Source organism: Picosynechococcus sp. PCC 11901 (genome assembly GCF_005577135.1).
GTDB lineage: Bacteria > Cyanobacteriota > Cyanobacteriia > Cyanobacteriales > MRBY01 > MRBY01.
Window position 1 is genome coordinate 979,777 of record NZ_CP040360.1, and the last position, 25,812, is coordinate 1,005,588.

The following is a 25,812-nucleotide window of genomic DNA, read 5'->3' on the forward strand; positions in this document are numbered from 1 at the left end:
TGACGTTTGTAGGGAAAGTTGCAGACAATTTCAACCGACCTGTAGGAAGCTAAAAAAACATAGAATTTCTTTAGCTCATTCCCCCCTTGTATTTAGCAAAAAAGATTACCCATTGGCTAAACTGAAATTTAACTTTGAGTCTCGCCATCGAAGAGGAGTAACCCGTGAGTCCCCAAACGCTACTGAACCATTCCCCAGCCCAAAGCTTTAACCCAACTCAGTTCGATCAGTATGTGATGCATACCTATGGGCGCTTTCCGGTGGCGATCGCCAAGGGGGAAGGATGTCGTCTGTGGGATACCGAAGGGAAAAGTTATCTCGATTTTGTCGCAGGCATCGCCACCTGCACCCTGGGCCATGCCCACCCAGCCCTGATCCAAGCGGTCAGTGCGCAGATTCAAAAACTGCACCATATTTCTAACCTCTACTACATCCCAGAGCAAGGCGCTTTAGCCCAGTGGATCGTCGAACATTCCTGTGCCGATAAAGTCTTTTTCTGCAACTCCGGGGCCGAAGCCAACGAAGCGGCGATTAAATTAGTCCGTAAATATGCTCACACCGTCTCAGATTTCCTCGAACAACCCGTGATCCTTTCGGCGAAATCGAGCTTCCACGGGCGCACCCTTGCGACGATTACCGCTACCGGACAACCCAAATACCAAAAACATTTCGACCCGCTCCCCGATGGGTTTGCCTACGTGCCCTACAACGACATTCGCGCCCTCGAAGAAGCGATCACCGACATCGATGAAGGTAACCGCCGCGTCGCCGCCATTATGCTCGAAGCCCTCCAGGGAGAAGGGGGCGTCCGGCCTGGTGATGTGGAATATTTCAAAGCAGTGCGGCGCATTTGTGACGAAAACGGAATTCTTCTTGTCCTCGATGAAGTGCAAGTTGGGGTCGGGAGAACTGGCAAATACTGGGGCTACGAAAACCTCGGCATTGAACCGGATATTTTCACCAGTGCGAAGGGATTAGCGGGAGGTATCCCCATTGGCGCGATGATGTGCAAGGATTCCTGTGCGGTCTTTAACCCTGGGGAACACGCCAGCACCTTCGGCGGTAACCCATTCTCCTGTGCGGCGGCCCTAGCGGTGGTTGAAACCCTCGAACAGGAAAACCTACTCGAAAATGTCAATGCCCGTGGGGAGCAGCTCCGGGCGGGTTTAAAAACCCTGGCCGAAAAATATCCCTACTTCAGCGATGTCCGGGGCTGGGGTTTGATCAATGGTATGGAAATTAAAGCAGACCTCGAACTCACCTCCATTGAAGTGGTCAAAGCAGCTATGGAAAAGGGTTTATTGTTAGCTCCCGCTGGCCCGAAGGTAATCCGATTTGTGCCGCCTCTGATTGTTTCCGCCGCAGAAATCAATGAGGCGATCGCCCTTTTAGACCAGACCCTCGCTGCCATGGCCCTCTAAATTTCTTTATCCTGCCCAAAGCAATAAAAAGCTCCCCCATTGTTAAAAAATCGGGGAGTTTTATTTTTACATGCTTGGCCCAGTGGGAATTACACCGTAACGGGGGTGGGAGTAGAGGTTTCTTCCTGTTCTAAAAATTCCGTTAACTGGGTTTCGATGCTGTCTTTGACGATCTGGCGATATTCCAGGAAATGCTCGTTGTGGGCGCAGAGGGTGAGGTAATGCTCAAAAACTGCCGGATTGTGGCGCAAAATACCAAATAAATGGTGCCAGAAGCGCCAGCGGGTATCCCGTTTAATGCCCTGTCGCCAAATGACGATCGCCAATGCCTTGAGATCGACCAGACTGGGCAACTTGGCCGGGGGATGACATTTGGGCGCGCCCAATTTCAGGAAACAACGATAAATGCGGTCTAAATAAAGGTGGGGATCGTAGAGTTGCCAAAAGGCGTGGACATACTCATTGGCGATGTCTTCGAGGGGACGGGTGGGGATGAAATTCATCAGGGTCGTTTGGTTGATGTTGCCGTCCTTTTTCGCCCGGAGTCGCCCTTCTGCTTCGAGGCGGTGCCAGAGAGCCGTATTCGGTAGCGCCTGGAGCATCGCAAAGGTGGTGGTGGGGATCGCCGTCAGTTCTGCAAATTTGATAATGCGATCGCCTGCCCCTTTCTTCTCCCCATCGAAGCCGATAATAAAACCCGCCATGGGCCGCAATCCCGCTTGAATAATTTTGTCAATGGATTCAGCGAGGGAACTGCGGGTATTTTGAAATTTTTTCGTCAGTTGCAGACTCTCTTCGTCAGGGGTTTCAATACCCAGGAAAACCGCATCAAAGAAACATTCCACCATCAAATCCATCAGTTCTGGATCGTCAGCGAGATCCACCGAAGCTTCAGTATTGAAGCGGAAAGGATATTGATGTTCCCGTTGCCATTCCTTAAGGGCCTTGAGGAGGAGTTTGACATTGCGTTTATTGCCGATGAAATTATCATCCACCATGAAAATGCTCCGTCGCCAACCCAATTCGTAGAGGCAATCTAATTCTTTGAGAAGCTGCTCTGGGGTTTTGGTGCGGGGTTTGCGCCCATAGAGGACGATGATGTCACAAAATTCACATTGGAAGGGACAGCCCCGGGAAAATTGCACTGACATCGAATCATACTGATCCAATTCCAGCAGATCATAACGGGGGACAGGGGTGGTGGTGACATCGGGTTTTTCCTCAGCCCTAAAGGTGCCTGAGGTTGCGCCATTATTAACGGCCTCCACAAACATCGGCAGGGTGATTTCCCCTTCATCGAGGATCAAAAAGTCCGCCCCCACATCCTGGACTTCTTCAGGTACCGACGTCGGGTAGGGGCCACCAACGGCCACTAATTTATCTCGTTTTTTGGCTTCTTTGATTTGATCGAGCAGGTCATCCTTTTGGACGATCATTGCCGACATCAAGACCAGATCGGCCCATTCCCATTCCGCTTCGGTGACAGCACGGATATTGCGGTCAACCAGCTTAAATTCCCATTCTTGGGGTAAAATCGCCGCCACAGTAATTAAGCCCAAGGGGGGCAGCAGCACCTTGCGATTGACCAGTTCAAGGATTTTTTCGTAGGACCAAAAGGTGGGCGGAAAAACCGGATAAATGAGGAGGACACGCATGGTATTTAAGAGTTTTATGATGAAAGGGTTTTAAAAAGGCTGATTTTTAGAAGGCGATCGCCGACCATCATCAAGACTGATGTCAGGTAAGCGCACAAGTGCCTTCAGTGTAGCGCTAAAGTTTTGTAACAGTACCCACGGCGAAAATTGGCCCCACCATGGCGATGGAAACCGCATCGGCGAGGACTTCTCCCGTTACAGTAACTTGCAGCCCTGGCTGCTGATAGACCTGGGGCAAATCCCGCAGTTCATAGTTGACCCCCGCTGCTGTTTCGAGAACCCATACGCCAACACCCAAGGATTGATGGGCAATGCGCCCCGTTAACTCTTGCATTCAGCTTCACCTCACAGTTGTCGATCCGATTTTTGCCACATCCTCTAAATCCTTAAACACCGACGGTTTCCCGCTCTGCCTCTTGGATAAACGATTCAACCAATTCCACATTTTCCACACTGCCGAGGATTGTCGGGGTGCGCTGGTGGAGATAGGTCGGCACAAAATCCAGGAGCGGCATAGTGCCTGTGCTGGCTTTCCCCCCGGCCTGTTCAATGAGCCAAGCTAACGGTGCGGTTTCATAGAGGAGGCGCAGTTTGCCCTCTGGCTTTTTCTTTGTGCCCGGATAGAGAAAGACGCCCCCCTGCATCAGGATGCGGTGTAAATCTCCCACGAGGGCACCGCTGTAGCGGGCCGTGTAACCTTCGTGGCGGTGCATATAGCGGATGTAATCCCGAATCGAATCTTCCCACTGCCAGAAATTCCCCTCATTGACGCTGTAGATCGAGCCATGGTTGGGCATTGTGATGTTTTCTTCGGCGAGGATAAATTCCCCCAAACTGGGATCGAGAATAAACGAGTGAACCCCTGTGCCAATGGAGTAAACCAACATGGTCGAAGGGCCATAGAGAATATAACCAGCAGCAATCTGTTTATGGCCATTTTGGAGGAGGTCGGCGGCATCTCCGTCAAGGTCCATGCCTTCCTGTTGGCGAATGGAGAAGATAGACCCCACGTTGAGATTAATATCGACATTGGAGGAGCCATCAATCGGATCGTAGAGCAGTGTATAGCGACCGATGGGGCAGTTTTCAGGAATGTAGTAGGGTTTTTCCATTTCCTCGGAGGCGAGGCGACAGACGAGGCCACTTTGTTTGAAAACGGAAATAAAGACATCGTTGGCATAGAGATCCATCCGTTTGACAGATTCTCCTTGGACATTTTCTTCGCCTGTGAAGCCGAGAACCCCTTCCATCAAGCCAGCGCGACTGAGGCGACGGGCAACGAGCTTTCCGGCGAGGGCAATGCGATTCATGATGGCGCTGATGTCCTGGGCTGCCGTGTCGAAGCTCTGGAGCTGTTGCAAAACATGGCGGGAGAGGGTGGTGCAGTCGCGGTCAAGACTGGGACTTTGGGTAATGTCGTTATTGTGATCTGGCATAGGCTTTTTCCTCTGTGGGTCTGCCCTAATGGTAACGATTGTGTTTGGGGGATGCGCTCTTGCTAAAGGATTACTTAATGGAAAAGCAAGGAAAAAAGGAAAGTATTTGGGCAGAATGGGCGGGATATAGGCAAACCTTGACCTTAAGCTGTCAAAAATCGTCACAATCTCCGGCTGTACGGGAAACGGTTGCTAGGATGGCCAGTAGAGAAAAATTGTGAGCTTGTAATCTGCGTATGTTTCAACGTCGTGCTAGTGGTGTTCTGTTGCATCCTACGTCTTTGCCGGGTCGATTTGGAATCGGCGATCTAGGGCCAGAAGCCTATCGATTTATTGATTTTCTTGCCGATAGTGGACAGCAGGTTTGGCAAGTTCTACCCCTGGGGCCAACGGGGTTTGGGAATTCTCCTTATCTGTGTTATTCGGCCTTTGCGGGCAATCCGATGCTGTTAAATTTGGAGTGGCTGGCTTCAGAAGATTTATTGGAAGAGGCTGATTTGGCGGCCTGTCCAAGCTGCCCTAGAGGTCGAGTGGACTATGATCAGGCGATCGCCTTTAAGATGCCCCTCCTCAGAAAAGCCTGTAAACGCTTCCAGGCGGTGGCGACCCCAGAGAGAAAACAAGAATTTCAAACCTTTTGTGAAGAGCAGGCCTATTGGCTCAATGATTATGCGCTCTTTATGGCCCTCAAGGAAGCCCACGATGGCAAAAGCTGGTATGACTGGGATGCGGCCCTCGCTTGGCGTGACCCAAAGGCGATCGCCCAGCAGACAGAGATCCTCGCTGATCAAATCTTTTTCCATAAGTACGCCCAGTCGGAATTTTTCCGCCAGTGGTCAACCCTAAAAAGCTATGCCAATGAAAAGGGCATCCAAATTTTTGGGGATTTGCCGATCTATGTGGCCCATGACAGCGCCGATGTGTGGGGCCACCCGAAAATTTTCCGCCTCGATTATGAAACCGGGGCCGCCAAGTGGATGGCGGGAGTCCCACCGGATTATTTCAGCGAAACGGGCCAACTCTGGGGCAACCCGGTTTACAACTGGCGTAACCTTTCGCGTCGTCACTATTCTTGGTGGATCGAGCGCATTAAAACCATGCTGGAGTATGTCGATATTGTTCGTATCGATCACTTCCGGGGTTTTGAAGCGTTTTGGGCGGTGCCCCAAGGGGAAAAAACGGCGATGAATGGTCGCTGGATCAAGGCTAAGGGTGACGAATTTTTTGCGTTACTCAAAGATAAACTCGGTGAATTGCCCATCGTCGCCGAGGATCTGGGGGTAATCACGCCGGACGTGGAGGCTCTACGGGATAAATATCGCTTGCCAGGTATGAAGATTCTGCACTTTGCCTTCGATAGCGATCGCGCTAATCCGTTTCTACCGTTCAACTACACCAATCGCAATTGTATTGTCTACACAGGCACCCACGACAATGACACCACGGTGGGCTGGTTTGACAAGCGCAGTGACGAAGAAAAGGCGCGGGTCACGGATTACCTCGGTTGCCTCTGCGATGAGGGAATTCATTGGGGTCTGATTCGTCTGGCGTTGGGTTCCGTGGCAAATCTGGCAGTTTTCCCCCTCCAAGATCTGTTGGGTTTGGGGTCTGAAGCAAAGATGAATACCCCTGGAGTGGCCGCGGGCAACTGGACTTGGCGCTACCAGCCGGAAATGCTGAGTGATGACCTCATTGGCAAATTGCGCTACCTCGTCTATCTTTACGGGCGTGAACCGGAGTATCGAGGCGAATAAATGGGGCGATCGCTCAAAAAAGGGACGGGTTGGCGGTTAGGCTGGGATCCTGACCCCACCCGGACTTTCCAAGGCTTGGTTGGAGCCGACGATTGGGCTGTGGAATTAACCGCAGCAGAATTTGAAGATTTTTGTCGCTTGTTGGTGCAGTTAGCCGATACCGTCGAAAGTATTGCCTCGGAATTGATGCCAGAGGAGCGGATTGCCATCGAAGCAGAAAGTGATTTGGTCTGGCTGGAGATTGAAGGGTTTCCGGTTCGCTATAGTCTACGTTTGTTAGTGCTAACCCAACGAAATATTGAGGGAAATTGGCAACCGGAAGCCGTGCAGCAGTTGGTGCAATTAAGTCATATTTTTCATAAAAGTCACGAACTTCCCCTTTAATGCTCCCGAAGAAAAAAATCAGGAGATTATCGAAAGTGGCGATCGCCCTTCAAGCTCCTAGAAATTCAAAAAAATGTAACATTTATGTTATGTTGAGGCTATGGCCTGGAGCATTGAATACCCTTACTCTGATGTTGAGAAGTTCATCCTTGAACTCCCACCGAGTTTGGCGGCTAAGTATTTTCGTCTCACGGATCTAATGCTAGAGTTTGGTTCCCATCTCGGTATGCCCCATACCCGACCTATGTCAGACGGCTTATTTGAACTTCGCATTAAAAAAGGTAGAGAAGGGATTGCACGAGTGTTTTACTGCACGCTAGTAGGGAAACGGCTCGTTATGCTGCATGGCTTTGTGAAAAAATCTCAGAAAACACCAGCGAAGGAACTCAGAATTGCCAAACGCCGTATGTCGGAGGTCAAGAATAAATGAATCATGCTGAACTGAAAAAAAAGGCATTAGCTAATCCTGAAACGCGCATTATGTACGACGACATGGAAGCTGAATTTTCATTGTTGAGACAAATGCTCAAAGCAAGGCAAGAAGCTGGTCTTTCTCAAGCAGAGGTTGCTGCTCGCATGGGAACTAAAGCCCCTGCTGTCACACGGTTAGAATCATCTCTTAGTAATGGCAAGCATTCACCTTCTTTGGCAACCCTACGCCGTTATGCTCAGGCTGTAGGTTGTGAGCTTCAGGTAACATTAATTAAGTCTGAAAATATTTAGAACTTTACATAATTTTTCTAACGAAATTCTAAGCGATCGCCCTGAAACCCACTAACCGTCTAAAAATTTTATAATTCCGCTATAATTCTGATTAGAAAATAACGGCTTTTTTTATGACTGAACTTCTAGAACAAGCAATTAAACATCTGCAATCTTTGGAGACAGAAAAGCAAGATGTGATCGCCACTTTGATTATGGAAGAGCTTGAGGATGAAGCTAAATGGGATACTGCTTTTGCTCAATCCCAAGAACTTCTCGCAGATTTAGCAGCTGAGGCGATCGCTGAATATAAATAAATAACCACAATATCTATCGACAAAGCAAGCATAAATTATCAATTATATCGGTTCTTTGTTGGTATTATAACTAGGATTGTATTCAAGCCAAAAAACTGAAATGGATGGCCAAAGGAAGCTCTATTTAAATAAGAATTGGATGCTTTTCGCAGAGAAGGTAAAACATAGAGATAAGTGGAAATGTTTGCAGTGTGCTAGGGGGGGAGACCATGTAATTCTTCAAGTTCATCATGATATTTATATTCCTGGCAAAGCACCTTGGGAGTATGCATTAAGCGACTGTAGGACTTTGTGTAAAGGATGTCATGCTAGAGAACATGGACTGATCGAGCCGAATAGAGGTTGGACACTTATCTCTATTGATGATCTTGATGGTCTTGATGGCACCTGTCAGAGAAAAGGATGTAATGCCCCTATTCGATATGAGCATCTAATCTACCATCCTCAATGGGGATATATGGTTGTTGGGAGCACCTGTATTGAATATTTAACCCAGGAAGATCGCTTATTAAGTGGCAATCTCATTAAGCAATACCAAAATATAAGTAAATTTGTTCACAAATCAAATTGGTCTACAGATTTTACAAAACAAGGCAAACCATACATATATTCAAAATATCAACATCATATAATTCGTATTTACGGAAAAGAAGGTCAGCATTCATTTCAGTTGGCACTAAAGAAAAAAGGAGTGAAATGGTATGATTTTGGCAATGTAATACAGTTGCCAAGAAAAAGCACTCTGCTGGTCAAAGAACTAGCTTACATTACATTGAAAGGAACTATATCTGATAATGAAGAAGAGAAAGAATTACTGAGAAATCTTTATAGAGAACTAAGAGCCTACTCATAAAGATTAAAATAGAAATTGTTTCTTATACTTCTCTTTTAAAAAAAAGTTAATATTATCCCCCAACAAAGGCCTAGTAAATGGCTGTAAAAACTGACATTGGGGGAACTCAGATCCACCGCAAACTGGATCACAATAATTAAGCAAATCAAGCGAAATTGTCTGCCCGCAGCCTCAAGGTGAAACCGTCGCCACCCCTGCCATAACACCACGGCGATCGCCCCGATCATGCCCATAATCGATCCAGAAGCCCCGACCCACACCTGGTAGCCATAGCGAATTTCTGTAGTGAGATAGGCCAACCACGCCGGAAACGCCTCGTAGTCAAAGCCCTGGGCCAACAGCACCAACCCAAACAAGGTGACCGTCGCGCCGAAACCACTACCTAAATAAACGAGGAGATAACGCGATCGCCCCAGATGTTTTTCAGCAAAGGGGCCTAGCAACGCCAAGGTTGCCATATTCATCAAGAGATGGGCCAGCCCCACATGGATAAAATTCGCCGTAAACAAGCGCCACCATTCCCCCTGCAACACTTGGTTGGGAATGAAACCACCACCCTGGAGAACCGCTTCTGGATTTTCGGGACTGCTAACGGCGATCGCCCCCAGGAATACCAGACAATTGACGGCAACTAAAACAGAATTCACCGAAAGTTGCTTTTGCCCCACAGGTGGTTGGCCTACGAGGGATTGATAAAGCTGCTCTTGGGTTTCCTGCCGTACCAGGCGACTAAGGCGGGCCAGATCAGGATAAGCGTCTATGGGGAGGAGCGATTGGGCTGGTCGGGGAGGATGTTGGCGGCGCATCTGGACGGCATTGCGGAAACGTTTATTTGAGTCCTCTTGGAGGGTCTGTAAAATGGCATTTCCTTGGGAAACACTTCCGGCCCCATAGTGGGCGATCGCCAACCAAAAACCTTTGATCTCTTTGGCATAATCTCGGAGAGGGCCTGTTAATAGCCGTTGCACCGTCTTGATTTCGCCACAAAAAGCCGCCGTAAATAGCAATACCAAATGCCACTGACGGCGATCGCTCCCCCGCAACAGTTGCGCTTTGGTTTCTGGTTTCAGCACCAGTTGTAAAAGTTCCGACAGTTGACCTGTTTCTCCCAGGGCGCGGCAATAGTAAACCAAAAGCAAAGGTTCTTGGGGGGTTTGCGCCATTCCCCGGAGCCAAGCCAGCAACCCCATCCAATCAAACCGCATCGCATAATCCATGGCGATCGCCTGACGGGCTAAAAAACTGGGGTGATCCTGGTATTTTTCTAAAAGATTTAAGCCTGGGGTGAGTTGGCCCCGTTGACTCAAGATTAAAGCGCGAATGATCTGCGGCTGTTCCCACCAACCATCAAAGGGATGAAGATATCGCAAATACAAAGCCCATTGGTAAGCCCGCTGAAAATCTTGGCGGGACAAGAGACTCTGGATCTGCCGCAAGCCCAAAGACGGCATGAGGATCAACAGCAACCAAGCGATACCGCTCCACCAAGCAGCCCAAGCCATCGAAATCAGGTTCATTCCCCAGGTGAGGACGAGGACAAACCCCGCCACCCAGAACCATCCCAGAGGACGGGGGCGCGGCGATCGCCAAATACGGAGCATCAAAACCCCGCAGGAAAAAGAAACAGCGTAAAACCAAATTAGGGGCCACAAAGCAGATGCCATTACGAAAGCCATTGGGGGGAGAAAACATTAATTGCTATCTTAAGTTGGGAATAAATCTTTTTCTTTCCCTTGAGAAATTACCCATGAAAAAACGGCTCCTGTCTGCCCTCTGTCTGCTTTCCCTCAGTGTTTTTGGCTGTACTGCGCCATCGACTACGGATGTCACTAGCCCCACCGAAAATGAAACCTCGACAACGGCAGTGCAACCCTTGGTCACGGGGGCGATTCCCGACCAGGATCCTGAAAAATTGCAGCGACTCTATGGCCTGCTGGCGGATTATCTGAGTGCTGAACTGGGAGTTCCCGTAGAATATAAACCCGTCACCGATTACCTCGCCGCGGTCACAGCCTTTAAGGTGGGTGATTTAGATTTAGTCTGGTTTGGTGGATTAACGGGTGTCCAAGCGAGATTGCAAGTCCCTGGGGCTGAGGCGATCGCCCAACGGGATATTGACGCCGAATTTCACTCGGTACTGATTGCCAATGTGAATAGTGGCCTGGGGGAATTAGCCAGTGATGCTGATTTAACCCAAGTCAAAGGCAAAACCCTCACCTTTGGCAGTGAATCCTCTACCTCTGGCCGCCTGATGCCCCAATACTACCTAGAACAAGCCGGAGTCTCTCTTGAAGATTTCCAAGGGGAAGTGGGTTTTTCGGCCTCCCACGATGCCACCATCCAACTGGTCGAAGCGGGCACCTATGACCTGGGGATGCTTAACGAACAGGTGTGGAACAGTCGCGTCGAAGCCGGGGAAGTAGATACCAATAGAGTGAACGTGATTTGGCGATCGCCCGCCTACTACGATTATCACTGGGTCATTTCCCCCGACGTGGACGAGCGCTATGGGGAAGGCTTCCGGGATAAAGTGAAACAGGCTTTGCTCCAACTCGATCCCAACAATCCTGACCACAAAGAAATTCTTGATTTGTTTGGGGCGACCCAGTTTATTCAGACCAGCAACGAAAACTACGCTGAAATCGAAGCTGTGGGCCGCCAGATTGGCAAGATCCAATAAACGAAGGTTGTTTTTAAGGCTAAGAAGTCTCTTGATCTGACTCCTAAAATCTGGGGGCCGGGGGGCTTTATCAATCAGCTCTAAGCGGCGGCCTTTTTCATTTCGATCAATTCGATCTTGTAGCCATTGGGATCTTCGACAAAGGCAATTACTGTGGTGCCGTGCTTCATAGGGCCGGGTTCCCGGGAAATTTTACCGCCCAGCTCGCGGATTTTTTCGCAGGTGCCATAGATATCATCCACACCCAGAGCAATGTGACCAAAACCATTGCCGAGATCATAGCGATCGGTGTCCCAGTTGTGGGTTAGTTCGATCACGGTATTGTCTTTTTCGTCGCCATAACCGACAAAGGCTAGGGTGAATTTGCCGCCGGGGTAATCCTTTTGACGCAGGAGTTTCATCCCCAGAACATCACAATAAAATTTGAGGGATTCTTCTAAATTGCCAACCCGAATCATGGTGTGAAGCATTTTCATAGGGGCTGTTTTTCTCCGTTGGTAACAAACTATCTCTAGTGTCTATTCTAAATTGAGTTCCCCTTGGAGCCAGTCTTGGGCAGTGCGGACGAGGGTACCGTCTTCTTCGAGGGCCACGATACTCACATCGAGGGGCAGGGCTAGGGGACTGTCGTAAGGTAAAACAAAACCCAGATTTTCGGTATTTAGGTTAAAGTCAGCAACCCGCAAGGGTAAGTCAGGATTCTGACTGAGGTAATACTCCAGGGTTGGCCGATCAAAAATTACACCGTCTGCTTTATCGGCTTCCATTAAGGCGATCGCCGCTTCTAAGCTAGGGCGTTGCACAACTTTGGCACGATATTCGGCAGCAAAAGCTTCCCCTGTTGTGCCCTGGACAACGGCCATGCGGGTGCCGCGTAAATCTCCAGGATCACGGATTGCATCCTCTGGCAATTTAGCGAGGGCAAGGGTAAAAGCCGAGGCTAATCCCCCGATTAGAGAAGAAACCGCAATCAAAGAGATCAACATCCAAACTCCGGCGATAAACCGTCCCCAAGGGGTTTTGGGTGAGCGATCGCCATAGCCCACCGTCGTCAGAGTCACCAGGGCAAACCACATTCCATTGCCCACACCGCGCAGATACTGGTTGGGGAACTCCTCTGGGTTATGGCGTCTCTCCACGAGCCACATGCCGTTACCCACTAGAAATAAACACACTAGCAAAACCCCCACCGATGAGAGGGCCGTGCGCGTGAAAAAAGGCCGCACCCGCTCCCAAATGGGGGGCGACTCTTCGGGCAGCAAAACCCCTAATCCAGAAATGAAAAAAGGCTGGGTGAAATCAACTGCTTCTAAACGCTCGGCGGTAATACTAAACGGCCCCACCAGGAGGTCTAATTCCCCGGTGGCCACGGCATCCAGGGCGGCTTGTGTCTCCGTTTGCAAAATCAACTCATATTCCCAGCTATTCACAAAGGCAATAGTTTCCCAGATATCCGGCACAATTCCTTGAAAGTCACCGTTGACCGACTCCACTAAAAAAGGAGGGGTGCCGCCAATGCCAACCTGGAGAATTTCTGCCGCTTCATCGTCTGGCAAATTATCAGGACTTTGGGCCAATCCGACTTGGATCTGTGCTTCGGCCAAGATGGATAAGCCAATTAAGCCAAGAATTTGTAGGCCCTTCTGTCCAAGTTTCCTGATCGAAAAAAAATCACCTACTTTTTTTACATTAACCATTCCTAAGATTATTCAAATAACGACAGTGCCATTGTAGTCACTGGCAATATTCTATTGGTGAGCTGATTTTTAGACAGAAGTGAAGCACTTCGTAAAATCAATCTCTGTTTAAAACCTGATTTTCTCGCTTGTAGATTGACGACAGCAGTTGCATATTCTGTAACGATGGCCTTTACTTCCCCTGGCTTGTTTACAATAAAGCTAATGTTTCTTCCCACACATGATTAAATGCTCAAGCTGGTTGTTGAGATCGCCAAAACTTGGGTACTGCAAAGGCTTACAGATTTATTTTCTGGAGCCTTTTTTGTATTGAAAAATGATTGAACGCCATCTCTGGGGCAACGATATGTTGTATTTCTCAGGTGATATGCACTGATTTTCAGCAATGGGAAATGCTAGAAATCAAAAAATAAGTACTGACATCATTGTTTGATTTTCTTTGAAAGCAATTTCAAAAAACAACACAGTCAGTAAAATCAGTTTGTTTTGGGCTAGCTGCCGATGAATCATCCAATTTACAAGAGATTTAGAATCTTTTTGGGGACAGAACATCAGCATTTAATTCACTGAAAATCCCCGCTTCGTGGTTTGGGACGGGGCTACTTCTACAGAAAAGTTGACTTGATCCTGGCGATCGCCTTGACGAATTTCTAAGGTCTGGGGGCCAGGGGCCAGGCGTAACTTCGGGTTCTGGGGATCGTCCGGTTGCCAGGGATTGCCATTGAGCCGCCATTGTACAGGCTCTTGGTTCTTGGTTTGAAATTGGATTACCAGTTGGCCGGGATTGTTGGGGTCGCTCAGGAGGCGATCGCCATCTTGGGGAAACAGAATTTTTAAGCCGCTTTGGGGCATCGCCAAGGTCGTTTGGGTCGCCAGCCAGCGGTCATATTCGGGGGGCAACACGAGACGAATCTCGCCGTTAATTTCCTGGTAAAAATCATCTAAATCCATTTCGTACTCGGCTAGATCTTCTGGGAAAAAATATTCCTGGACGATGACTGGACAAAGGCCCGTGGATTTTTTGCCAGACAGGGCACAAATAGGACGTTTTACCATGGCCGCTGGCTCCGGGAATGGCAATGGTTCCCGCTGGTGGTGCAAGTGCAACATAATTTCGCGCCAGAGCGGTGCAGCCCCTGCCACCCCTGAAACTTGCTGCATGGGTGTGCCATCGAAGTTACCAATCCAGGTAGCAACAGTGTATTTTTCGCTAAACCCCACCGCCCAGGTATCACGATAATTTGAGGATGTCCCTGTTTTGACCGCTGCTGGAAATGGTAAATTTAACGCCGAATCGACCCCAAAGGCGATCGCCCTGGCCTGTTTATCGCTCAACATCTGGGTAATCAGTTGCCAAGTTGAGGAGTCACTGAGAAATGTTGTGGCTGATTCCGGATGAACAAAATGACTCACCAAATCACTTTTTTTGCCGTCATTAGCCAGGGTACGGTAGGCATTGGCCAACTCCATCAGGGTTACTTCGCCGCTCCCCAGGGTGAGACCTAAGCCATAGTAGTCGGGGTCTTCGGTTAAATGCTGAAAACCCAATTGGTGCAAACGTTGTAAAAATGCCTCAACGCCCACTTTTTCTAAAACCCGCACCGCCGGAATATTGAGGGAATTTCCCAAAGCGAGACGCACCCGCACCGGGCCTAAAAATTTTTCATCGTAGTCCGTGGGTTCATAGAGTTTGGCGTCGGGAATGGCATAGTAGGTGGGAATATCCGCCAAAATCGTATTGGGGCGAATGGTGCGGTTTTCTAGGGCCAATTGATAGAGGAAGGGCTTGAGGGTGGAGCCTGGTTGCCGGAGGGCTTGTACCCCATCGGTTTCGCCTTGGGGCGTAAAGTAATCCGTAGATCCCACATAGGCCAAGATTTCGCCGGTTTGATTCTCAATGGCGATCGCCGCCCCTTGGTGGACATTATTTTGGTCTAAATTTAAAACGGTCTGGCGCACCTGTGCCGCAACAAAATCCTGGAGATTTTTATCGAGGGTGGTACGAATTACGGGGTTTTGGCTGGTATCTAATTGCTCTGTTAACCAAAAAACAAAATGGGGCGCACTGAGAATGCCCTGGTGACGCGGTTGCAGGGTAACGGCTTCCTGAAAAACCCGATCCGCCTGTTCTGGAGAAATTTCACCCTCGGCGACGAGGCGCTCCAACACATACCGCTGCCGTTGTTTGAGATTGTCCCAATAGTGGTAGGGGTTGAGATAGGTGGGACTGTTGGGAATGGCCGCAAGGAGGGTCGCCTGGGCCAAATTAAGATCTGCTGCCGCCACACCAAAATAAATCTGAGCTGCCGCTTCAACGCCATAGATATTGCCCCCCATGGGTAAACGGTTAATGTAAGCGGTGAGAATTTCTTGGCGGTTCATGCCCGCCCCTAAACGCCAGGCGACCCAAATTTCCTGGAATTTCGCGTTCAAAGTCCGGGGGCGATCGCCTAACATCCGGGCAAGCTGCATCGTAATCGTCGAGGCTCCGCTGACAATTTTTTGGTGTTTGATGGCTTGGTAAGTGGCCCTGGCGATCGCCTGGAGATCCAGGGGGCCATGGTGGTAAAAATCACCATCCTCCGCCGCGATAATCGCCTGCTGAAAATAGGGCGAAATTTCATCGAGGCTGACAACAGAGGTATTTTCTTGGTCGGCGCTGAGGACTGTCCCCAAAAACAAACCATTGCGGTCATAGAAGCGAAAGGCTTGATCGGTTTGGGCAATATCCGCTGCTTGCAAGGGCATCAGGAAGGGCGTTAAACGCACCACCAAGGTGATCGCCCCCAGGACAGCGATCATTTTTAGGGGTAGGGGCGATCGTCGCCAAATTTTCAGGAGCCAGTCACGCAGCAACACAGGCAGCTTGGGCCTCATCTCTTTTCGTAGTTGTAGCCCTTTTCTGGGGCGATCGCCCAAAGGCTTAATATTTTATATTTTGCAGTTTTACCTAATAAAGCGAATCTTTAAGACTCATCACCAAAGCGATATTACCCATGGGATTGTTCACTAAAATTGGAATGTTTCAAAGGAGCGACACCATGGGTCAGCGTCACATTCGGCACGGTTTGTTATTTCTTGGGGCGATGCTTTGCGTTTTTCTGCCATCGGTGGCGATCGCCCACGTTGGCGGCCACGAAACCGCTGGCTTTTGGCATGGCTTTCAACATCCCCTTGGGGGCCTCGATCACCTCGTTGCCATGTTAGCGGTGGGGATTTGGGCCGTTCAAGTCGAAGAAAAGCAAGGGCGTTTTTTACTCCCCCTAACGTGAGTTCGGGTTAAGCCGAAGGCTGTAATGCCCAGTCTAACTGTAGCGAGGGCTTTTTCGGCTGATGGCAGTAGGCGATTAAGCCACAAAGTATATTCACAAAGCAATTCACCGGACTACGATGGCGGGAATGCTCAATTTGTGAAATATTCTTTAACTGGTCAATCACTGTCTCAATAATGAAGCGCTTTCTCGATAATAATTTATCTGTCAAACGCATTAATCTGTTCTTCATGTTGCGTTTTGGCTTCGCAAAAAACTCAATCCCATAGGTTTCCCGTAACTTCTCCGTTAACGGTTGAGAAACGTAGCCTCTGTCTGCAAAGACTTTGCCAAATAATTGCTGCACTAACTCCTCTACGGGTTTTCTGTCATCTACATTACCTGCGGTGATTTGAACATTGAGCAACTCTCCCAGTTCATTGACCACTAAATGAAGCTTAAAACCATAGAACCAACCCACGGAAGTTTTGCCGAGAGCCACAAGACCATCAAAGACCTTGTGACTGTGAATACGCCTACTGTGACAGACTTTTAGGCTTGTCGCATCAATGAAACTGATACCTGTGCAGCTCCCGAAACAATGCTTTAAATACACACATAAAGGCACAATCGTCGAAGGTATCCACTCGATAAAACGCTGATAGCTGACGAGGTGTGGAAAGGCTTCTCGCCAATGTTGACAAACATACTTTTCGTAGAAATGTTTGAAATTACGGTAGGATTCGCGATGAAAGGAGATCAAGATTGTCAGAATTTCGCTGAGGCATAAACGACGGGAGCGAAGTCGAGTCACTGTACCGCCTTGAATTAACTCTTGATGCCAGAGAGGCTCAAAGATTTGACAGAAGTCATCCACATTACAGAAAAGTTCTTCTAGACTAGACATGGGGTGAGTAGATTGGTTTAGTTTGGACACTTCCAGACTACTCTACCCCTCTTCCCTTATCCCGAACTCACGTTCCCCCTAAGTTTTCTGGGACTGATGTTGGTGGGCGGTTTGCTCGGCATGGTCGGCATGACCGTACCAGGGATCGAGGTTGGCATTATCTTTTCCGATCTACTGTTAGGTTGTTTTGTTTTCTTTGGCACCCGTCTGCCGTTGCTGTGGAGTAGTCTCATTATTGGGGCGCTGGCCGTTTTTCATGGCTATGCCCACGGCGCTGAAATGCCTGCCAATGCCCAAGGTCTTCAATATGCCCTCGGTTTCCTGGCAGGGACTGCGAGCCTACACCTCATCGGCATGGGAACGGCTTTTCTGGCCTTGCGTCGTCAACAGATTCAATTTTTCCGCATTGCTGGGGTGATGATGGTGGTCGCTGGTGTGGCGGTCTTGGCCCAAAGCATTTAAGCAGCGATACTGACAGGTTGGATCAAAGAACTCTCCGGGTTTCAGTGGAGAGTTTTTTTAATGGGTTGATGGCGACCAAAGAAAAAACCGACTGGCATTTTCACCAATCGGCTTTTTGGTTCTAATCTCGCCCAGTGGGAGAGCGTCGTTTTAAGGGTTAGCTATTTGCTTCCGCCCGTTCTTTAGCTTCCTTGATCACTTCATCCGCAACATTCTTCGGACAAGGATCATAGTGAGAGAACTCCATGGAGAACTGACCACGGCCAGAGGTCATGGTACGCAGATCGCCGATGTAACCGAACATCTCGCTGAGGGGCACTTTGGCTTTGATGCGGATCCCAGTAGCACCGGATTCTTGACCTTCGATCATGCCACGACGACGGTTGAGGTCACCGATCACATCCCCAACGTAATCATCGGGGGTAAAGACATCCACCTTCATGATCGGTTCGAGGATTTGGGGGCCAGCCTTGGGTAGGGTTTGACGGTAGCCACTCTTGGCGGCGATTTCAAAGGCGATCGCCGAAGAGTCAACCGGGTGGAAACCACCATCCGTCAAAGTTACCTTCAGGTCAACACAGGGAAAGCCAGCCAGCACACCCTTCTCGATGGATTGCTCGAAACCTTTTTGAACGGCGGGCCAGAATTCACGGGGAACGTTACCACCAGTGACCTTGGACTCGAACTGGAAGCCGCTACCGGATTCACCGGGTTCGATGGTGTAGTCGATTTTCCCGAACTGACCGGAACCACCAGACTGCTTCTTGTGGGTGTAGCTGTCATTGATGACTTTGGTGATCGATTCACGGTAGGCAACCTGGGGTTTACCCACTTCTACTTCCACGCCGTAGGTACGCTTGAGGATGTCTACTTTAATATCGAGGTGAAGTTCACCCATCCCTTTAATGATGGTTTCACCGCTCTCTTGGTCGGTTTCCACTTGGAAGGAGGGATCTTCTTGAACCATCTTGCTGAGGGCAACCCCCATTTTCTCGTTGCCGCCTTTGGTTTTGGGGGCGATCGCAATGGAGATTACCGGATCCGGGAAAACCATTGGTTCGAGGGTTGCCGGATTGTCCTTATCGCAAAGGGTGTGACCCGTTTGGACGTTTTTCATCCCAACAATGGCAATAATGTCACCCGCTTGGGCTTCATCGATTTCCTCACGGGAGTTGGCGTGCATTTCTACCATCCGCCCAATGCGCTCGGTTTTGCCCGTGGCCGTGTTGAGGACAGTGTCACCCTTTTTGAGCATCCCAGAGTAAATCCGGGTAAAGGTCAAGGCCCCAAAACGGTCATCCATAATCTTGAAGGCCAAAGCACGGAGAGGCTTTTCGGGGTCAACAATCGCAAAGTTGCCCGTTTCGTTCCCTTCAATGTCCGTTTCCGGCTGGGGATTGACTTCCATTGGGTTGGGGAGATAGTCCACAACCGCATCGAGAACCAGTTGTACTCCTTTGTTCTTAAAGGAGGAACCACAGTAGGTGGGGAAGAAAGCGAGTTCGCGAGTTCCTTTCCGGATACAAGCCTTGATTTCGTCAATGCTGACTTCTTCGCCTTCGAGGTATTTTTCCATGATCTCGTCATCTTGTTCGACAGCGAGTTCGACGAGGGCTTCGCGGTATTCTGCTACTTGATCCTTCATGTCTTCGGGGACATCGGTGATCTCGTAGTTCATCGGATCGCCAGATTCGTCCCAAATCCAAGCTTTTTCGGTAAGCAGATCAACAACGCCCTTAAATTCACTCTCTGTACCGATCGGCAGGGTCATTACCAGGGGGGTTGCCGCCAGGATGTTTTCTACCTGCTTCACAACGTTGTAGAAGTTAGCACCGATCCGGTCTAATTTGTTGACATAGATCAGTCGCGCAACCTTAGAGTCGTTGGCATAACGCCAGTTGGTTTCGGATTGGGGTTCTACACCACCGGAACCACAAAATACACCGACACCACCGTCGAGTACTTTTAGGGAGCGATAAACTTCAATGGTGAAATCGACGTGACCGGGAGTATCGATAATATTGAGCTGGTGATCTTTCCAGAAACAGCTTGTGGCAGCGGATTGAATGGTAATCCCGCGCTCCTGCTCCTGCTCCATGAAGTCAGTGGTGGCTGCACCGTCGTGCACTTCACCTAATTTGTGGATTTTTCCGGTTAACTTCAGGATACGTTCGGTGGTGGTGGTTTTACCCGCATCGACGTGAGCGAAGATACCGATATTACGATATTTGGTCAGGTCTTTCATAGGTTTATGTTCGCTCGATAAAATTTAAGTACTACTATTTTTACTAGGGTGATCACTTGGTGCAATTAGACGTACAACTGAAAACGTCTCGGTCTTGTTTGAGCCAATCTAAAACCGATGTGGTTTATGGTGAGTCGTTAAGGGACTAATTTGTATTGTAAGTGTCACGCGCTTGGTTCGTATAAGCTGCCGCTCCAGTCTTGGGAAAACTGAATATTTTGCTACAGCAAAGAATATTAAAATCCTTGCGGGGCACGATGGCAACATTACAGATTGTAAATTATCTTGCGGTCAACTTAAAAGGATCTTGGGGGGCGATCGCCAATGGGTGAGGTAACCATGACCCAAATATTGAGCCGATGGAATCAGATTCCGATTTGGCGATCGCCAGGTTTTTTTTGGGGTCACGCCCACGGCACAATGGGGAGTTGCACTGCGATGGAGAAAATAGCTTGGCGAGTTTGACGCATATTCGGATTGTGGTTGTAGAACCTGCAGGGGCCCTAAATCTTGGCTCCATTGCCCGGGTGATGAAAAATATGGGCCTAGGGCAATTGTTCTTGGTGAATCCCCATTGTAACCATTTAGGCCAAGAGGCTTTTTTAATGGCAGTCCATGGGCGGGAATTTCTCGAACGGGCGGTGGTTGTTCCCGATTTGACAACGGCATTGACGGGTTGCAAAAAGGCGATCGCCACCACTGGACTCCAGCGCAGTTTACCGATGCCTGTGGAAACCCCCAAGGCAGCTTTGCCCTGGTTTTTAGAAGACGATCAACCCAGTGCGCTAATTTTTGGCCGGGAAGACCACGGCTTGAGCAATGGCGAATTAAACCAAGCCCAAAGGCTGGTCTGCATTCCCACGGGGGATGCATATACATCCTTGAATTTGGCCCAGGCGGTCGCTGTTTGTGGCTACGAATTGCGCAGTTTAGCCACCGAAAAACCCACTTTTGCCCCAAGAGAAATAGCCACAGCAGCCCCGGATCTGGCCGATCTCAGTGAATTAGAGGGCTATTACCAGCACCTAGAGCAGGTGTTGTTGCAGGTGGGATTTCTGTATCCCCACACCAGTGCCTCACGGATGGAAACGTTTCGGAATTTGTACCACCGAGCCAGCCCCAGTAGTCGAGAAGTGGCAATGTTACGGGGGATTTTACGACAGGTGGAATGGGCGATCGCCAACGCCGCTTCACCCGAATAATATTTAGGCCTGATTTATACCTTTATATAAATGAATAATTTTAGCGACCACCGCCTCAATGCTGAGGTTATCGGTAATTAACTCCACCGCATCGGGAGCCTTGGTCAAAGGAGCAATGGCGCGGGTACTGTCGAGGCGATCGCGTTCGGTAATTTCTGCCTCTAGTTGTCCTAGGTCAATGTTGGTTTCTCCCTGGGCAGCGAGATCCTTGGCGCGGCGTCTGGCCCGCTCGGCGGGGGTGGCAGTCAAGAAAATCTTGAGTTCGGCATCGGGAAACACATGGGTACCAATATCGCGCCCTTCTGCCACGAGGCCCCCATTTTCACCGAGGCGTTGCTGCTGCTTCACTAGGGCTTGGCGGACGGCGGCTTGGGCGGCAATGACAGATACCTGTTTCGTCACAGCAGGCGTGCGGATTGCCTGGGTCACATCAAGGTTATTCGCCAACACGGTAATGGGTTCTGTGGGCGCCTTAGGGGGGACTAGGGTAATGGTGGCGGTACTGACGAGTTCGGCGACGGCCACTTCATCCTGGGGATTGATATTATTTTCTAAAACAAGATAGGCGATCGCCCGGTACATTGCCCCGGTATCTAGAAAGAGAAGCTGGAGCTGCTCGGCCACTTGGCGGGTAACGGTAGATTTACCGGCTCCGGCGGGGCCATCAATGGCAATAATCGGCTGACGGGTTTTTAGCATGGTGTTATCAATCAAACGGGTTTGACCGACATAGGCGGCGATCGCCAGTAAACCAGATTTTTGCACCTGGGGCAGGGGCGTCAGGGTTTCTGGATCGACTAATTCTAAATATTGCAGTTGTACCCCCGGAAATTTAGCCAGGGTTTCTTTGGCCGCTGCAATGAGCCGACCTGCGTGTCGTTCCCCCGTTTGAAATAGCGCTTGGGCAGTTTGGAGGGCTTGGGAAAGGGCGATCGCCTCAGTTTTTTCTGTCGCAGATAAATATTGATTGCGGGAACTGAGCGCTAACCCCGATGGCTCCCGGACAATGGGACAACCCCGGACAGTGACGGGTAGATGCAAATCCTGCACCAGCCGTTTAATAATCGCTAGTTGTTGGGCGTCCTTTTCACCGAAATAGGCGATCGCTGGCCGTACCAATTGCAACAGTTTCACCACTACCGTCGCCATCCCCGTAAAATGGCCTGGACGAAAGCGACCACAAAGCCCGCTAGTCAACCCAGGAGGTGGCAAGATCTGCACTGGCTCTGGCCCCGGATACATTTCGGCTACTGTGGGGGCAAAGATGAGGTCTACCCCCAAGTCGTCACAAAATTGGCGATCGCCTTCCCATTGCCGGGGATAGTGATCAAGATCTTCGTTGGCTCCAAACTGCAGAGGATTAACGAAGATACTCACCACCACAAAGTCTGTTTCTACCCTTGCCCGTTGGATCAAACTGCCATGGCCTCGATGGAGTGCCCCCATCGTGGGGACAAAACCAATTTTTTGCCTCGGGGCAACCTGGGCGATCGCCGTTTGTAATCCAGCAAGGGTGCGTACAACTTTCATCGGCTAAGGGATGGAGACGTTAGTTCAGAACCTCTAACTTTACCGTAGCCACGCCAGCACTGACTAACCCAATCTGCTGGGCCGAACCCTTGGACAAATCGATAATGCGACCAGGGGTAAAGGGGCCACGGTCATTGATGCGCACCACCACAGAACGACCATTGCGGACATTTGTTACCCGCACCTTTGTGCCAAAGGGTAGGCTCTTGTGGGCGGCAGTCATCGCATTTTGATTGAACCGTTCGCCGCTCGCCGTGCGTCGGCCATGGAACCCAGGCCCATACCAAGAGGCCCGGCCTTGCATGGTGCGTTGTACCTTCAGGCCAGCACCCGCCACATTTTTCGCCTTGGGGGCATTGGTGATCGCCGCCATGGGTTCAGCACCACCGAGGATTCGCCGGAAGCGATTCACCGCAATCAGAGCATCCTGGGTCTCATTGCCCGTCCGATCCGCGAGAAAAACCGAATCATCTAGGGTGATCAAGGGTGCATTGTCATAGAGCAAGTCATATTTGCCTGCGGCCTGCCAACTTGCAGAAAATTTCGTGGCATCAAAGTCCGCTTGGGCAACGAGGGTATTTAATTCTTGGGAAACTTTTTGGGCGATCGCCTGGGCCTCATCATCGGCGGCATCACCAGAATTGAGAAACGTGAGAACGGGGAGTTGGTTGACGTAGAGGGTGGTAGCAGTCCGTTCTTCGTGGGGATAAGAAAACAACGTCGCAATTGGTTCTAAACGTTCTGCCGCAGCGGTCACTTGAGTACGGGCCAGAACACGAGGAGACGTATCCGTATTTGCTAGGGTTGGTGCTGCGGTCAAGCTCAAGGGAGCAAAGGTCGTAAAGGCAGCAGACAAAGCGAGCAAATGTTTACGTTTTAAGGTCATGAAAAAAAATTGAATTCAACTACCGCCGAAAACCATGCCTCACCAAAAACAATTGACAGTAGAGGGTTTCCTTTGGTCAAAGGGGCCGTTGCATCCAAAAAATGCGCTTACCCACACCTAAGTCAGAACGTTGTGATCACGTTACATTTCTTAAGCCGACATACAGTAACACAGGCTTTTTCGGCTTCACATCCGTATACACAGAGTCGAAAATGGGGTTTCAGGTCAAAATAAATGGCAACGAATAAAGTTAAAGCACGGTAAAATCTGCTTTTCGAGTTTTGTCAGACTCGACAATTTCCCTTGACCAATTCATAAAGAATTTTTATCGCATGGACTACCAACAAGCAGGAGTAGATATCGAAGCAGGGCGTTCCTTCGTCAAAACCATCAAGGATAACGTCGAAAGCACATACCGACCGGGGGTACTGGGTGGCCTCGGTGGTTTTGGTGGCTGCTTTGAAATTCCCGCTGGCTATCGTCAACCGGTGTTGATTTCCGGTACGGATGGGGTGGGCACAAAGCTCAAAATCGCCCACCAGACCGATCAACACCACACCGTCGGCATTGATTTGGTGGCAATGTGTGTCAACGATATCCTCACCTCTGGGGCCGAACCGCTCTTTTTCCTCGACTATTTAGCGACGGGCAAGCTCGAACCGGAGCAACTGGCTCAGGTGGTCGCCGGAATTGTTGAAGGGTGTAAGCAGAGTGGTTGTGCGCTTCTGGGAGGCGAAACAGCGGAGATGCCGGGTTTTTACCAAGCAGGGGAATATGATCTTGCGGGCTTCTGTGTGGGGATCGTCGAAAAGAGCGAAATTTTAGACGGCTCCCAAGTGCAGGTCGGCGATGTGGCGATCGCCTTACCCAGTAGCGGTGTCCACAGCAATGGTTTTTCCCTAGTGCGGAAAATCATTGAAACGAATCAATTGTCCTGGGACGACAAGCCCGCAGAATTTCAGGGTAAAACCCTCGGTGAAGTCTTCCTTACGCCCACCCAAATCTATGTCCAGGCGATCCAAGGTGCCCTCAAGGCCAACATGGAGATCCACGGCATGGCCCACATCACCGGAGGCGGTCTCCCCGAAAATCTGCCCCGGTGCCTCCAAGTCAATCAATCCATCGCCATTGATCCGAACACCTGGGAAATCCCCCCCCTCTTCCAGTGGCTGCAAACCATGGGTGATGTCCCCCAAGCGGCCATGTGGGACACCTTCAACATGGGGGTGGGCTATGTGGTGATTGTGCCGGCCCCCAAAGCGGCGGAAAATGTTGCTTGGTTTGAGGCCCAGGGGCTCGCGGCTTGGCAAGTGGGTACGGTGGTCGCAGGTCAAGGGGAAGTCCTCGGGCTACAATAGCTACGGTCATCCTTGCCAACGATTAATAGTTACTAATATTGGGTTTGAGTTCATGTTTTCCTCCTTCGACAATCAAGGCCCGCAACCCAGGGAAAAATGGCGATCGCACGTGGATTGGTTCGTCCAAGACTACCGCTCCCAACTGACGGCCCTCGCCTGGGGGCTCCAGCAGGAATGGCACCACGACGGCACGATCCTCGGCATTGACCTCAAACCCCAGCCCCATTTTGTGCCCTGCTCCCCAGAAACCCTCCAGACCTTGAATCGACGGGTGGGGGGGCGTCTCCAGGAAATCCTGGGGATCATTGCCGGGGCAGACTTTGAGCAGGAAGTGATTATCCTCTGCATTGGTGACGGGCAGGTGAAACTGGTGTATTACCAAGCTGACCCCAGCCCTGAAACCTGTTGGCAAACCCATGGCCCTGACCTGGATCAGTTGATTGCCGATCTAGAAGCGGCCATGGCCCAATCTATCCAGCTTGAATCGGCCTCGAAGTAACGATCTACTACGAGAACCCCACAATAAAGCGAGATTTTCCTAGAATAAAGACAGAAAATCCTAAAAATCCCCTAAGCTGGCATCATGATTACCAAAACCGTTGCCGAAGTCATGACCCCCGATCCCGCCGTGGTCAAAGCAGATGATTCGCTCCAAACGGCGATCGCCCTCCTTGTGGAGAAAAAAATTAGCGCCCTTCCCGTTGTTGATGGTCAGGGTAAATTGGTGGGGATCATTTCAGACAGTGACCTCACCTGGCAAGAAACAGGGGTAGATACGCCCCCCTACATCATGTTGTTGGATAGTGTGATTTATTTGCAAAATCCCGCTAAGCACGACGCTGAGATTCACAAGGCCCTCGGCCAAACGGTGGGGGAAGTCATGAGCAAAAAAGTTTACACGATCCACCCCGAAAAAATTGTCCGGGAAGCGGCCCACTTAATGCATGAGAAACACGTGGGTCGTTTACCCGTCATTGCCCCAGACAGCGAAAAAGTCATTGGGATCATTACCCAAGGTGATATTATTCGAGCAATGGCCCAGGCCTCTTAAATTCCATTGTTTCATTTGGTA

The 25,812-nt window shown here is 50.0% G+C and carries 24 protein-coding genes and 1 pseudogene; 14 read left to right on the forward strand and 11 right to left on the reverse strand.

Annotation, left to right across the window (positions count from 1 at the left end):
• Window positions 1-164 precede the first annotated feature (164 nt).
• The gene (locus FEK30_RS05685) at window positions 165-1,421 is read left to right on the forward strand and encodes an acetylornithine transaminase (protein ID WP_138072266.1); all 1,257 of its coding nucleotides are present in this window, start codon (window positions 165-167) and stop codon (window positions 1,419-1,421) included.
• 89 nt (window positions 1,422-1,510) lie between these two features.
• Here the strand turns inward: FEK30_RS05685 and FEK30_RS05690 are convergent, their stop codons facing one another.
• The 3 genes from FEK30_RS05690 to fbp form a co-directional block, all read right to left on the reverse strand.
• Window positions 1,511-3,076, reverse strand: a complete 1,566-nt coding sequence (locus tag FEK30_RS05690) for a B12-binding domain-containing radical SAM protein (protein WP_012305961.1) — start codon at window positions 3,074-3,076, stop codon at window positions 1,511-1,513.
• 115 nt (window positions 3,077-3,191) lie between these two features.
• Window positions 3,192-3,410 (reverse strand): hypothetical protein, encoded by a 219-nt coding sequence (locus FEK30_RS05695; protein ID WP_138072268.1) that lies wholly within the window; start codon window positions 3,408-3,410, stop codon window positions 3,192-3,194.
• A gap of 52 nt (window positions 3,411-3,462) precedes the next feature.
• Window positions 3,463-4,512 (reverse strand): class 1 fructose-bisphosphatase, encoded by a 1,050-nt coding sequence (gene fbp, locus FEK30_RS05700; RefSeq protein ID WP_012305963.1) that lies wholly within the window; start codon window positions 4,510-4,512, stop codon window positions 3,463-3,465.
• Window positions 4,513-4,748: 236 nt separating this feature from the next.
• Here fbp and malQ point away from each other — a divergent pair, with 236 nt between their 5' ends.
• From malQ to FEK30_RS05730, 6 genes are all read left to right on the forward strand, one after another.
• Window positions 4,749-6,266 (forward strand): 4-alpha-glucanotransferase, encoded by a 1,518-nt coding sequence (gene malQ / locus FEK30_RS05705; RefSeq protein WP_138072270.1) that lies wholly within the window; start codon window positions 4,749-4,751, stop codon window positions 6,264-6,266.
• Window positions 6,267-6,650 (forward strand): DUF1818 family protein, encoded by a 384-nt coding sequence (locus FEK30_RS05710; RefSeq protein ID WP_138072272.1) that lies wholly within the window; start codon window positions 6,267-6,269, stop codon window positions 6,648-6,650.
• Between the two features lie 100 nt (window positions 6,651-6,750).
• Window positions 6,751-7,080 (forward strand): type II toxin-antitoxin system RelE/ParE family toxin, encoded by a 330-nt coding sequence (locus FEK30_RS05715; RefSeq protein WP_138072274.1) that lies wholly within the window; start codon window positions 6,751-6,753, stop codon window positions 7,078-7,080.
• Window positions 7,077-7,373 (forward strand): helix-turn-helix domain-containing protein, encoded by a 297-nt coding sequence (locus tag FEK30_RS05720; RefSeq protein ID WP_138072276.1) that lies wholly within the window; start codon window positions 7,077-7,079, stop codon window positions 7,371-7,373. The genes FEK30_RS05715 and FEK30_RS05720 overlap by 4 nt, the downstream gene beginning before the upstream one ends.
• Window positions 7,374-7,486: 113 nt before the next feature.
• Window positions 7,487-7,669, forward strand: coding sequence for a hypothetical protein (locus FEK30_RS05725; RefSeq protein ID WP_138072278.1), 183 nt, complete (start codon window positions 7,487-7,489; stop codon window positions 7,667-7,669).
• A 76-nt stretch (window positions 7,670-7,745) separates the two neighbouring features.
• A complete protein-coding gene (locus tag FEK30_RS05730) occupies window positions 7,746-8,522 on the forward strand; it encodes an HNH endonuclease (RefSeq protein WP_138072280.1) in 777 nt (258 codons plus the stop codon).
• Window positions 8,523-8,557: 35 nt separating this feature from the next.
• Here the strand turns inward: FEK30_RS05730 and FEK30_RS05735 are convergent, their stop codons facing one another.
• Window positions 8,558-10,186: a rhomboid family intramembrane serine protease gene (locus FEK30_RS05735; protein WP_168191121.1), complete on the reverse strand. Its 1,629-nt coding sequence runs from the start codon at window positions 10,184-10,186 to the stop codon at window positions 8,558-8,560.
• 83 nt (window positions 10,187-10,269) lie between these two features.
• On the opposite strand from FEK30_RS05735, the gene FEK30_RS05740 reads away from it, so the two are divergent.
• A complete protein-coding gene (locus FEK30_RS05740; protein WP_138072284.1) occupies window positions 10,270-11,202 on the forward strand; it encodes a putative selenate ABC transporter substrate-binding protein in 933 nt (310 codons plus the stop codon).
• Between the two features lie 80 nt (window positions 11,203-11,282).
• Here FEK30_RS05740 and gloA read toward each other — a convergent pair whose 3' ends face one another.
• The 3 genes from gloA to pbpC all read right to left on the reverse strand — a co-directional run bounded on the left by gloA (window position 11,283) and on the right by pbpC (window position 15,758).
• Window positions 11,283-11,678 (reverse strand): lactoylglutathione lyase, encoded by a 396-nt coding sequence (gene gloA / locus FEK30_RS05745; RefSeq protein WP_030006114.1) that lies wholly within the window; start codon window positions 11,676-11,678, stop codon window positions 11,283-11,285.
• A 42-nt stretch (window positions 11,679-11,720) separates the two neighbouring features.
• Window positions 11,721-12,806 (reverse strand): transporter substrate-binding domain-containing protein, encoded by a 1,086-nt coding sequence (locus tag FEK30_RS05750; protein WP_255447970.1) that lies wholly within the window; start codon window positions 12,804-12,806, stop codon window positions 11,721-11,723.
• A gap of 651 nt (window positions 12,807-13,457) precedes the next feature.
• Window positions 13,458-15,758 (reverse strand): penicillin-binding protein 1C, encoded by a 2,301-nt coding sequence (gene pbpC, locus FEK30_RS05755; protein WP_255447971.1) that lies wholly within the window; start codon window positions 15,756-15,758, stop codon window positions 13,458-13,460.
• A gap of 182 nt (window positions 15,759-15,940) precedes the next feature.
• Between pbpC and FEK30_RS05760 the strand changes: the two genes are divergently transcribed.
• Window positions 15,941-16,171, forward strand: coding sequence for a HupE/UreJ family protein (locus tag FEK30_RS05760; RefSeq protein ID WP_138072290.1), 231 nt, complete (start codon window positions 15,941-15,943; stop codon window positions 16,169-16,171).
• 7 nt (window positions 16,172-16,178) lie between these two features.
• Here FEK30_RS05760 and FEK30_RS05765 read toward each other — a convergent pair whose 3' ends face one another.
• Window positions 16,179-17,057, reverse strand: a complete 879-nt coding sequence (locus FEK30_RS05765; protein ID WP_138071026.1) for an IS982 family transposase — start codon at window positions 17,055-17,057, stop codon at window positions 16,179-16,181.
• A 78-nt stretch (window positions 17,058-17,135) separates the two neighbouring features.
• Between FEK30_RS05765 and FEK30_RS05770 the strand changes: the two are divergent.
• Window positions 17,136-17,519, forward strand: a pseudogene (locus FEK30_RS05770) (HupE/UreJ family protein); the annotation flags it as partial.
• A 157-nt stretch (window positions 17,520-17,676) separates the two neighbouring features.
• Here the strand turns inward: FEK30_RS05770 and fusA are convergent.
• Window positions 17,677-19,764, reverse strand: a complete 2,088-nt coding sequence (gene fusA / locus FEK30_RS05775; protein WP_012305975.1) for an elongation factor G — start codon at window positions 19,762-19,764, stop codon at window positions 17,677-17,679.
• A 359-nt stretch (window positions 19,765-20,123) separates the two neighbouring features.
• Here fusA and FEK30_RS05780 point away from each other — a divergent pair, with 359 nt between their 5' ends.
• A complete protein-coding gene (locus tag FEK30_RS05780; RefSeq protein ID WP_315862702.1) occupies window positions 20,124-20,966 on the forward strand; it encodes an RNA methyltransferase in 843 nt (280 codons plus the stop codon).
• A gap of 3 nt (window positions 20,967-20,969) precedes the next feature.
• Here the strand turns inward: FEK30_RS05780 and FEK30_RS05785 are convergent, their stop codons facing one another.
• Both FEK30_RS05785 and FEK30_RS05790 read right to left on the reverse strand, forming a co-directional pair.
• The gene (locus FEK30_RS05785; RefSeq protein ID WP_138072293.1) at window positions 20,970-22,496 is read right to left on the reverse strand and encodes a bifunctional pantoate--beta-alanine ligase/(d)CMP kinase; all 1,527 of its coding nucleotides are present in this window, start codon (window positions 22,494-22,496) and stop codon (window positions 20,970-20,972) included.
• Window positions 22,497-22,515: 19 nt separating this feature from the next.
• Window positions 22,516-23,382 (reverse strand): septal ring lytic transglycosylase RlpA family protein, encoded by an 867-nt coding sequence (locus tag FEK30_RS05790; RefSeq protein ID WP_065709990.1) that lies wholly within the window; start codon window positions 23,380-23,382, stop codon window positions 22,516-22,518.
• A gap of 332 nt (window positions 23,383-23,714) precedes the next feature.
• Here FEK30_RS05790 and purM point away from each other — a divergent pair, with 332 nt between their 5' ends.
• From purM to FEK30_RS05805, 3 genes are all read left to right on the forward strand, one after another.
• A complete protein-coding gene (gene purM / locus FEK30_RS05795; protein ID WP_138072295.1) occupies window positions 23,715-24,740 on the forward strand; it encodes a phosphoribosylformylglycinamidine cyclo-ligase in 1,026 nt (341 codons plus the stop codon).
• Between the two features lie 52 nt (window positions 24,741-24,792).
• The gene (gene ccmS, locus FEK30_RS05800; RefSeq protein ID WP_138072297.1) at window positions 24,793-25,239 is read left to right on the forward strand and encodes a beta-carboxysome assembly chaperone CcmS; all 447 of its coding nucleotides are present in this window, start codon (window positions 24,793-24,795) and stop codon (window positions 25,237-25,239) included.
• Window positions 25,240-25,326: 87 nt separating this feature from the next.
• Entirely contained in the window at window positions 25,327-25,791 is a 465-nt protein-coding gene (locus tag FEK30_RS05805; RefSeq protein WP_030006122.1) for a CBS domain-containing protein, read from the forward strand.
• The last annotated feature ends 21 nt before the right edge of the window (window positions 25,792-25,812 follow it).

What these genes read in the sequence shown, in the direction of transcription:
- FEK30_RS05725 (WP_138072278.1), top strand. Translation starts at nt 7,487, where the DNA reads ATGACTGAACTTCTAGAACAAGCAATTAAACATCTGCAATCTTTGGAG.
- FEK30_RS05720 (WP_138072276.1), top strand. Translation starts at nt 7,077, where the DNA reads ATGAATCATGCTGAACTGAAAAAAAAGGCATTAGCTAATCCTGAAACG.
- FEK30_RS05780 (WP_315862702.1), top strand. Translation starts at nt 20,124, where the DNA reads ATGGAATCAGATTCCGATTTGGCGATCGCCAGGTTTTTTTTGGGGTCA.
- malQ (WP_138072270.1), top strand. Translation starts at nt 4,749, where the DNA reads ATGTTTCAACGTCGTGCTAGTGGTGTTCTGTTGCATCCTACGTCTTTG.
- FEK30_RS05715 (WP_138072274.1), top strand. Translation starts at nt 6,751, where the DNA reads ATGGCCTGGAGCATTGAATACCCTTACTCTGATGTTGAGAAGTTCATC.
- purM (WP_138072295.1), top strand. Translation starts at nt 23,715, where the DNA reads ATGGACTACCAACAAGCAGGAGTAGATATCGAAGCAGGGCGTTCCTTC.
- FEK30_RS05740 (WP_138072284.1), top strand. Translation starts at nt 10,270, where the DNA reads ATGAAAAAACGGCTCCTGTCTGCCCTCTGTCTGCTTTCCCTCAGTGTT.
- FEK30_RS05695 (WP_138072268.1), bottom strand. Translation starts at nt 3,410, where the DNA reads ATGCAAGAGTTAACGGGGCGCATTGCCCATCAATCCTTGGGTGTTGGC.
- FEK30_RS05690 (WP_012305961.1), bottom strand. Translation starts at nt 3,076, where the DNA reads ATGCGTGTCCTCCTCATTTATCCGGTTTTTCCGCCCACCTTTTGGTCC.
- FEK30_RS05760 (WP_138072290.1), top strand. Translation starts at nt 15,941, where the DNA reads ATGGGTCAGCGTCACATTCGGCACGGTTTGTTATTTCTTGGGGCGATG.
- gloA (WP_030006114.1), bottom strand. Translation starts at nt 11,678, where the DNA reads ATGAAAATGCTTCACACCATGATTCGGGTTGGCAATTTAGAAGAATCC.
- ccmS (WP_138072297.1), top strand. Translation starts at nt 24,793, where the DNA reads ATGTTTTCCTCCTTCGACAATCAAGGCCCGCAACCCAGGGAAAAATGG.
- FEK30_RS05765 (WP_138071026.1), bottom strand. Translation starts at nt 17,057, where the DNA reads ATGTCTAGTCTAGAAGAACTTTTCTGTAATGTGGATGACTTCTGTCAA.
- fusA (WP_012305975.1), bottom strand. Translation starts at nt 19,764, where the DNA reads ATGAAAGACCTGACCAAATATCGTAATATCGGTATCTTCGCTCACGTC.
- FEK30_RS05785 (WP_138072293.1), bottom strand. Translation starts at nt 22,496, where the DNA reads ATGAAAGTTGTACGCACCCTTGCTGGATTACAAACGGCGATCGCCCAG.
- fbp (WP_012305963.1), bottom strand. Translation starts at nt 4,512, where the DNA reads ATGCCAGATCACAATAACGACATTACCCAAAGTCCCAGTCTTGACCGC.
- FEK30_RS05735 (WP_168191121.1), bottom strand. Translation starts at nt 10,186, where the DNA reads ATGGCATCTGCTTTGTGGCCCCTAATTTGGTTTTACGCTGTTTCTTTT.
- FEK30_RS05790 (WP_065709990.1), bottom strand. Translation starts at nt 23,382, where the DNA reads ATGACCTTAAAACGTAAACATTTGCTCGCTTTGTCTGCTGCCTTTACG.
- FEK30_RS05710 (WP_138072272.1), top strand. Translation starts at nt 6,267, where the DNA reads ATGGGGCGATCGCTCAAAAAAGGGACGGGTTGGCGGTTAGGCTGGGAT.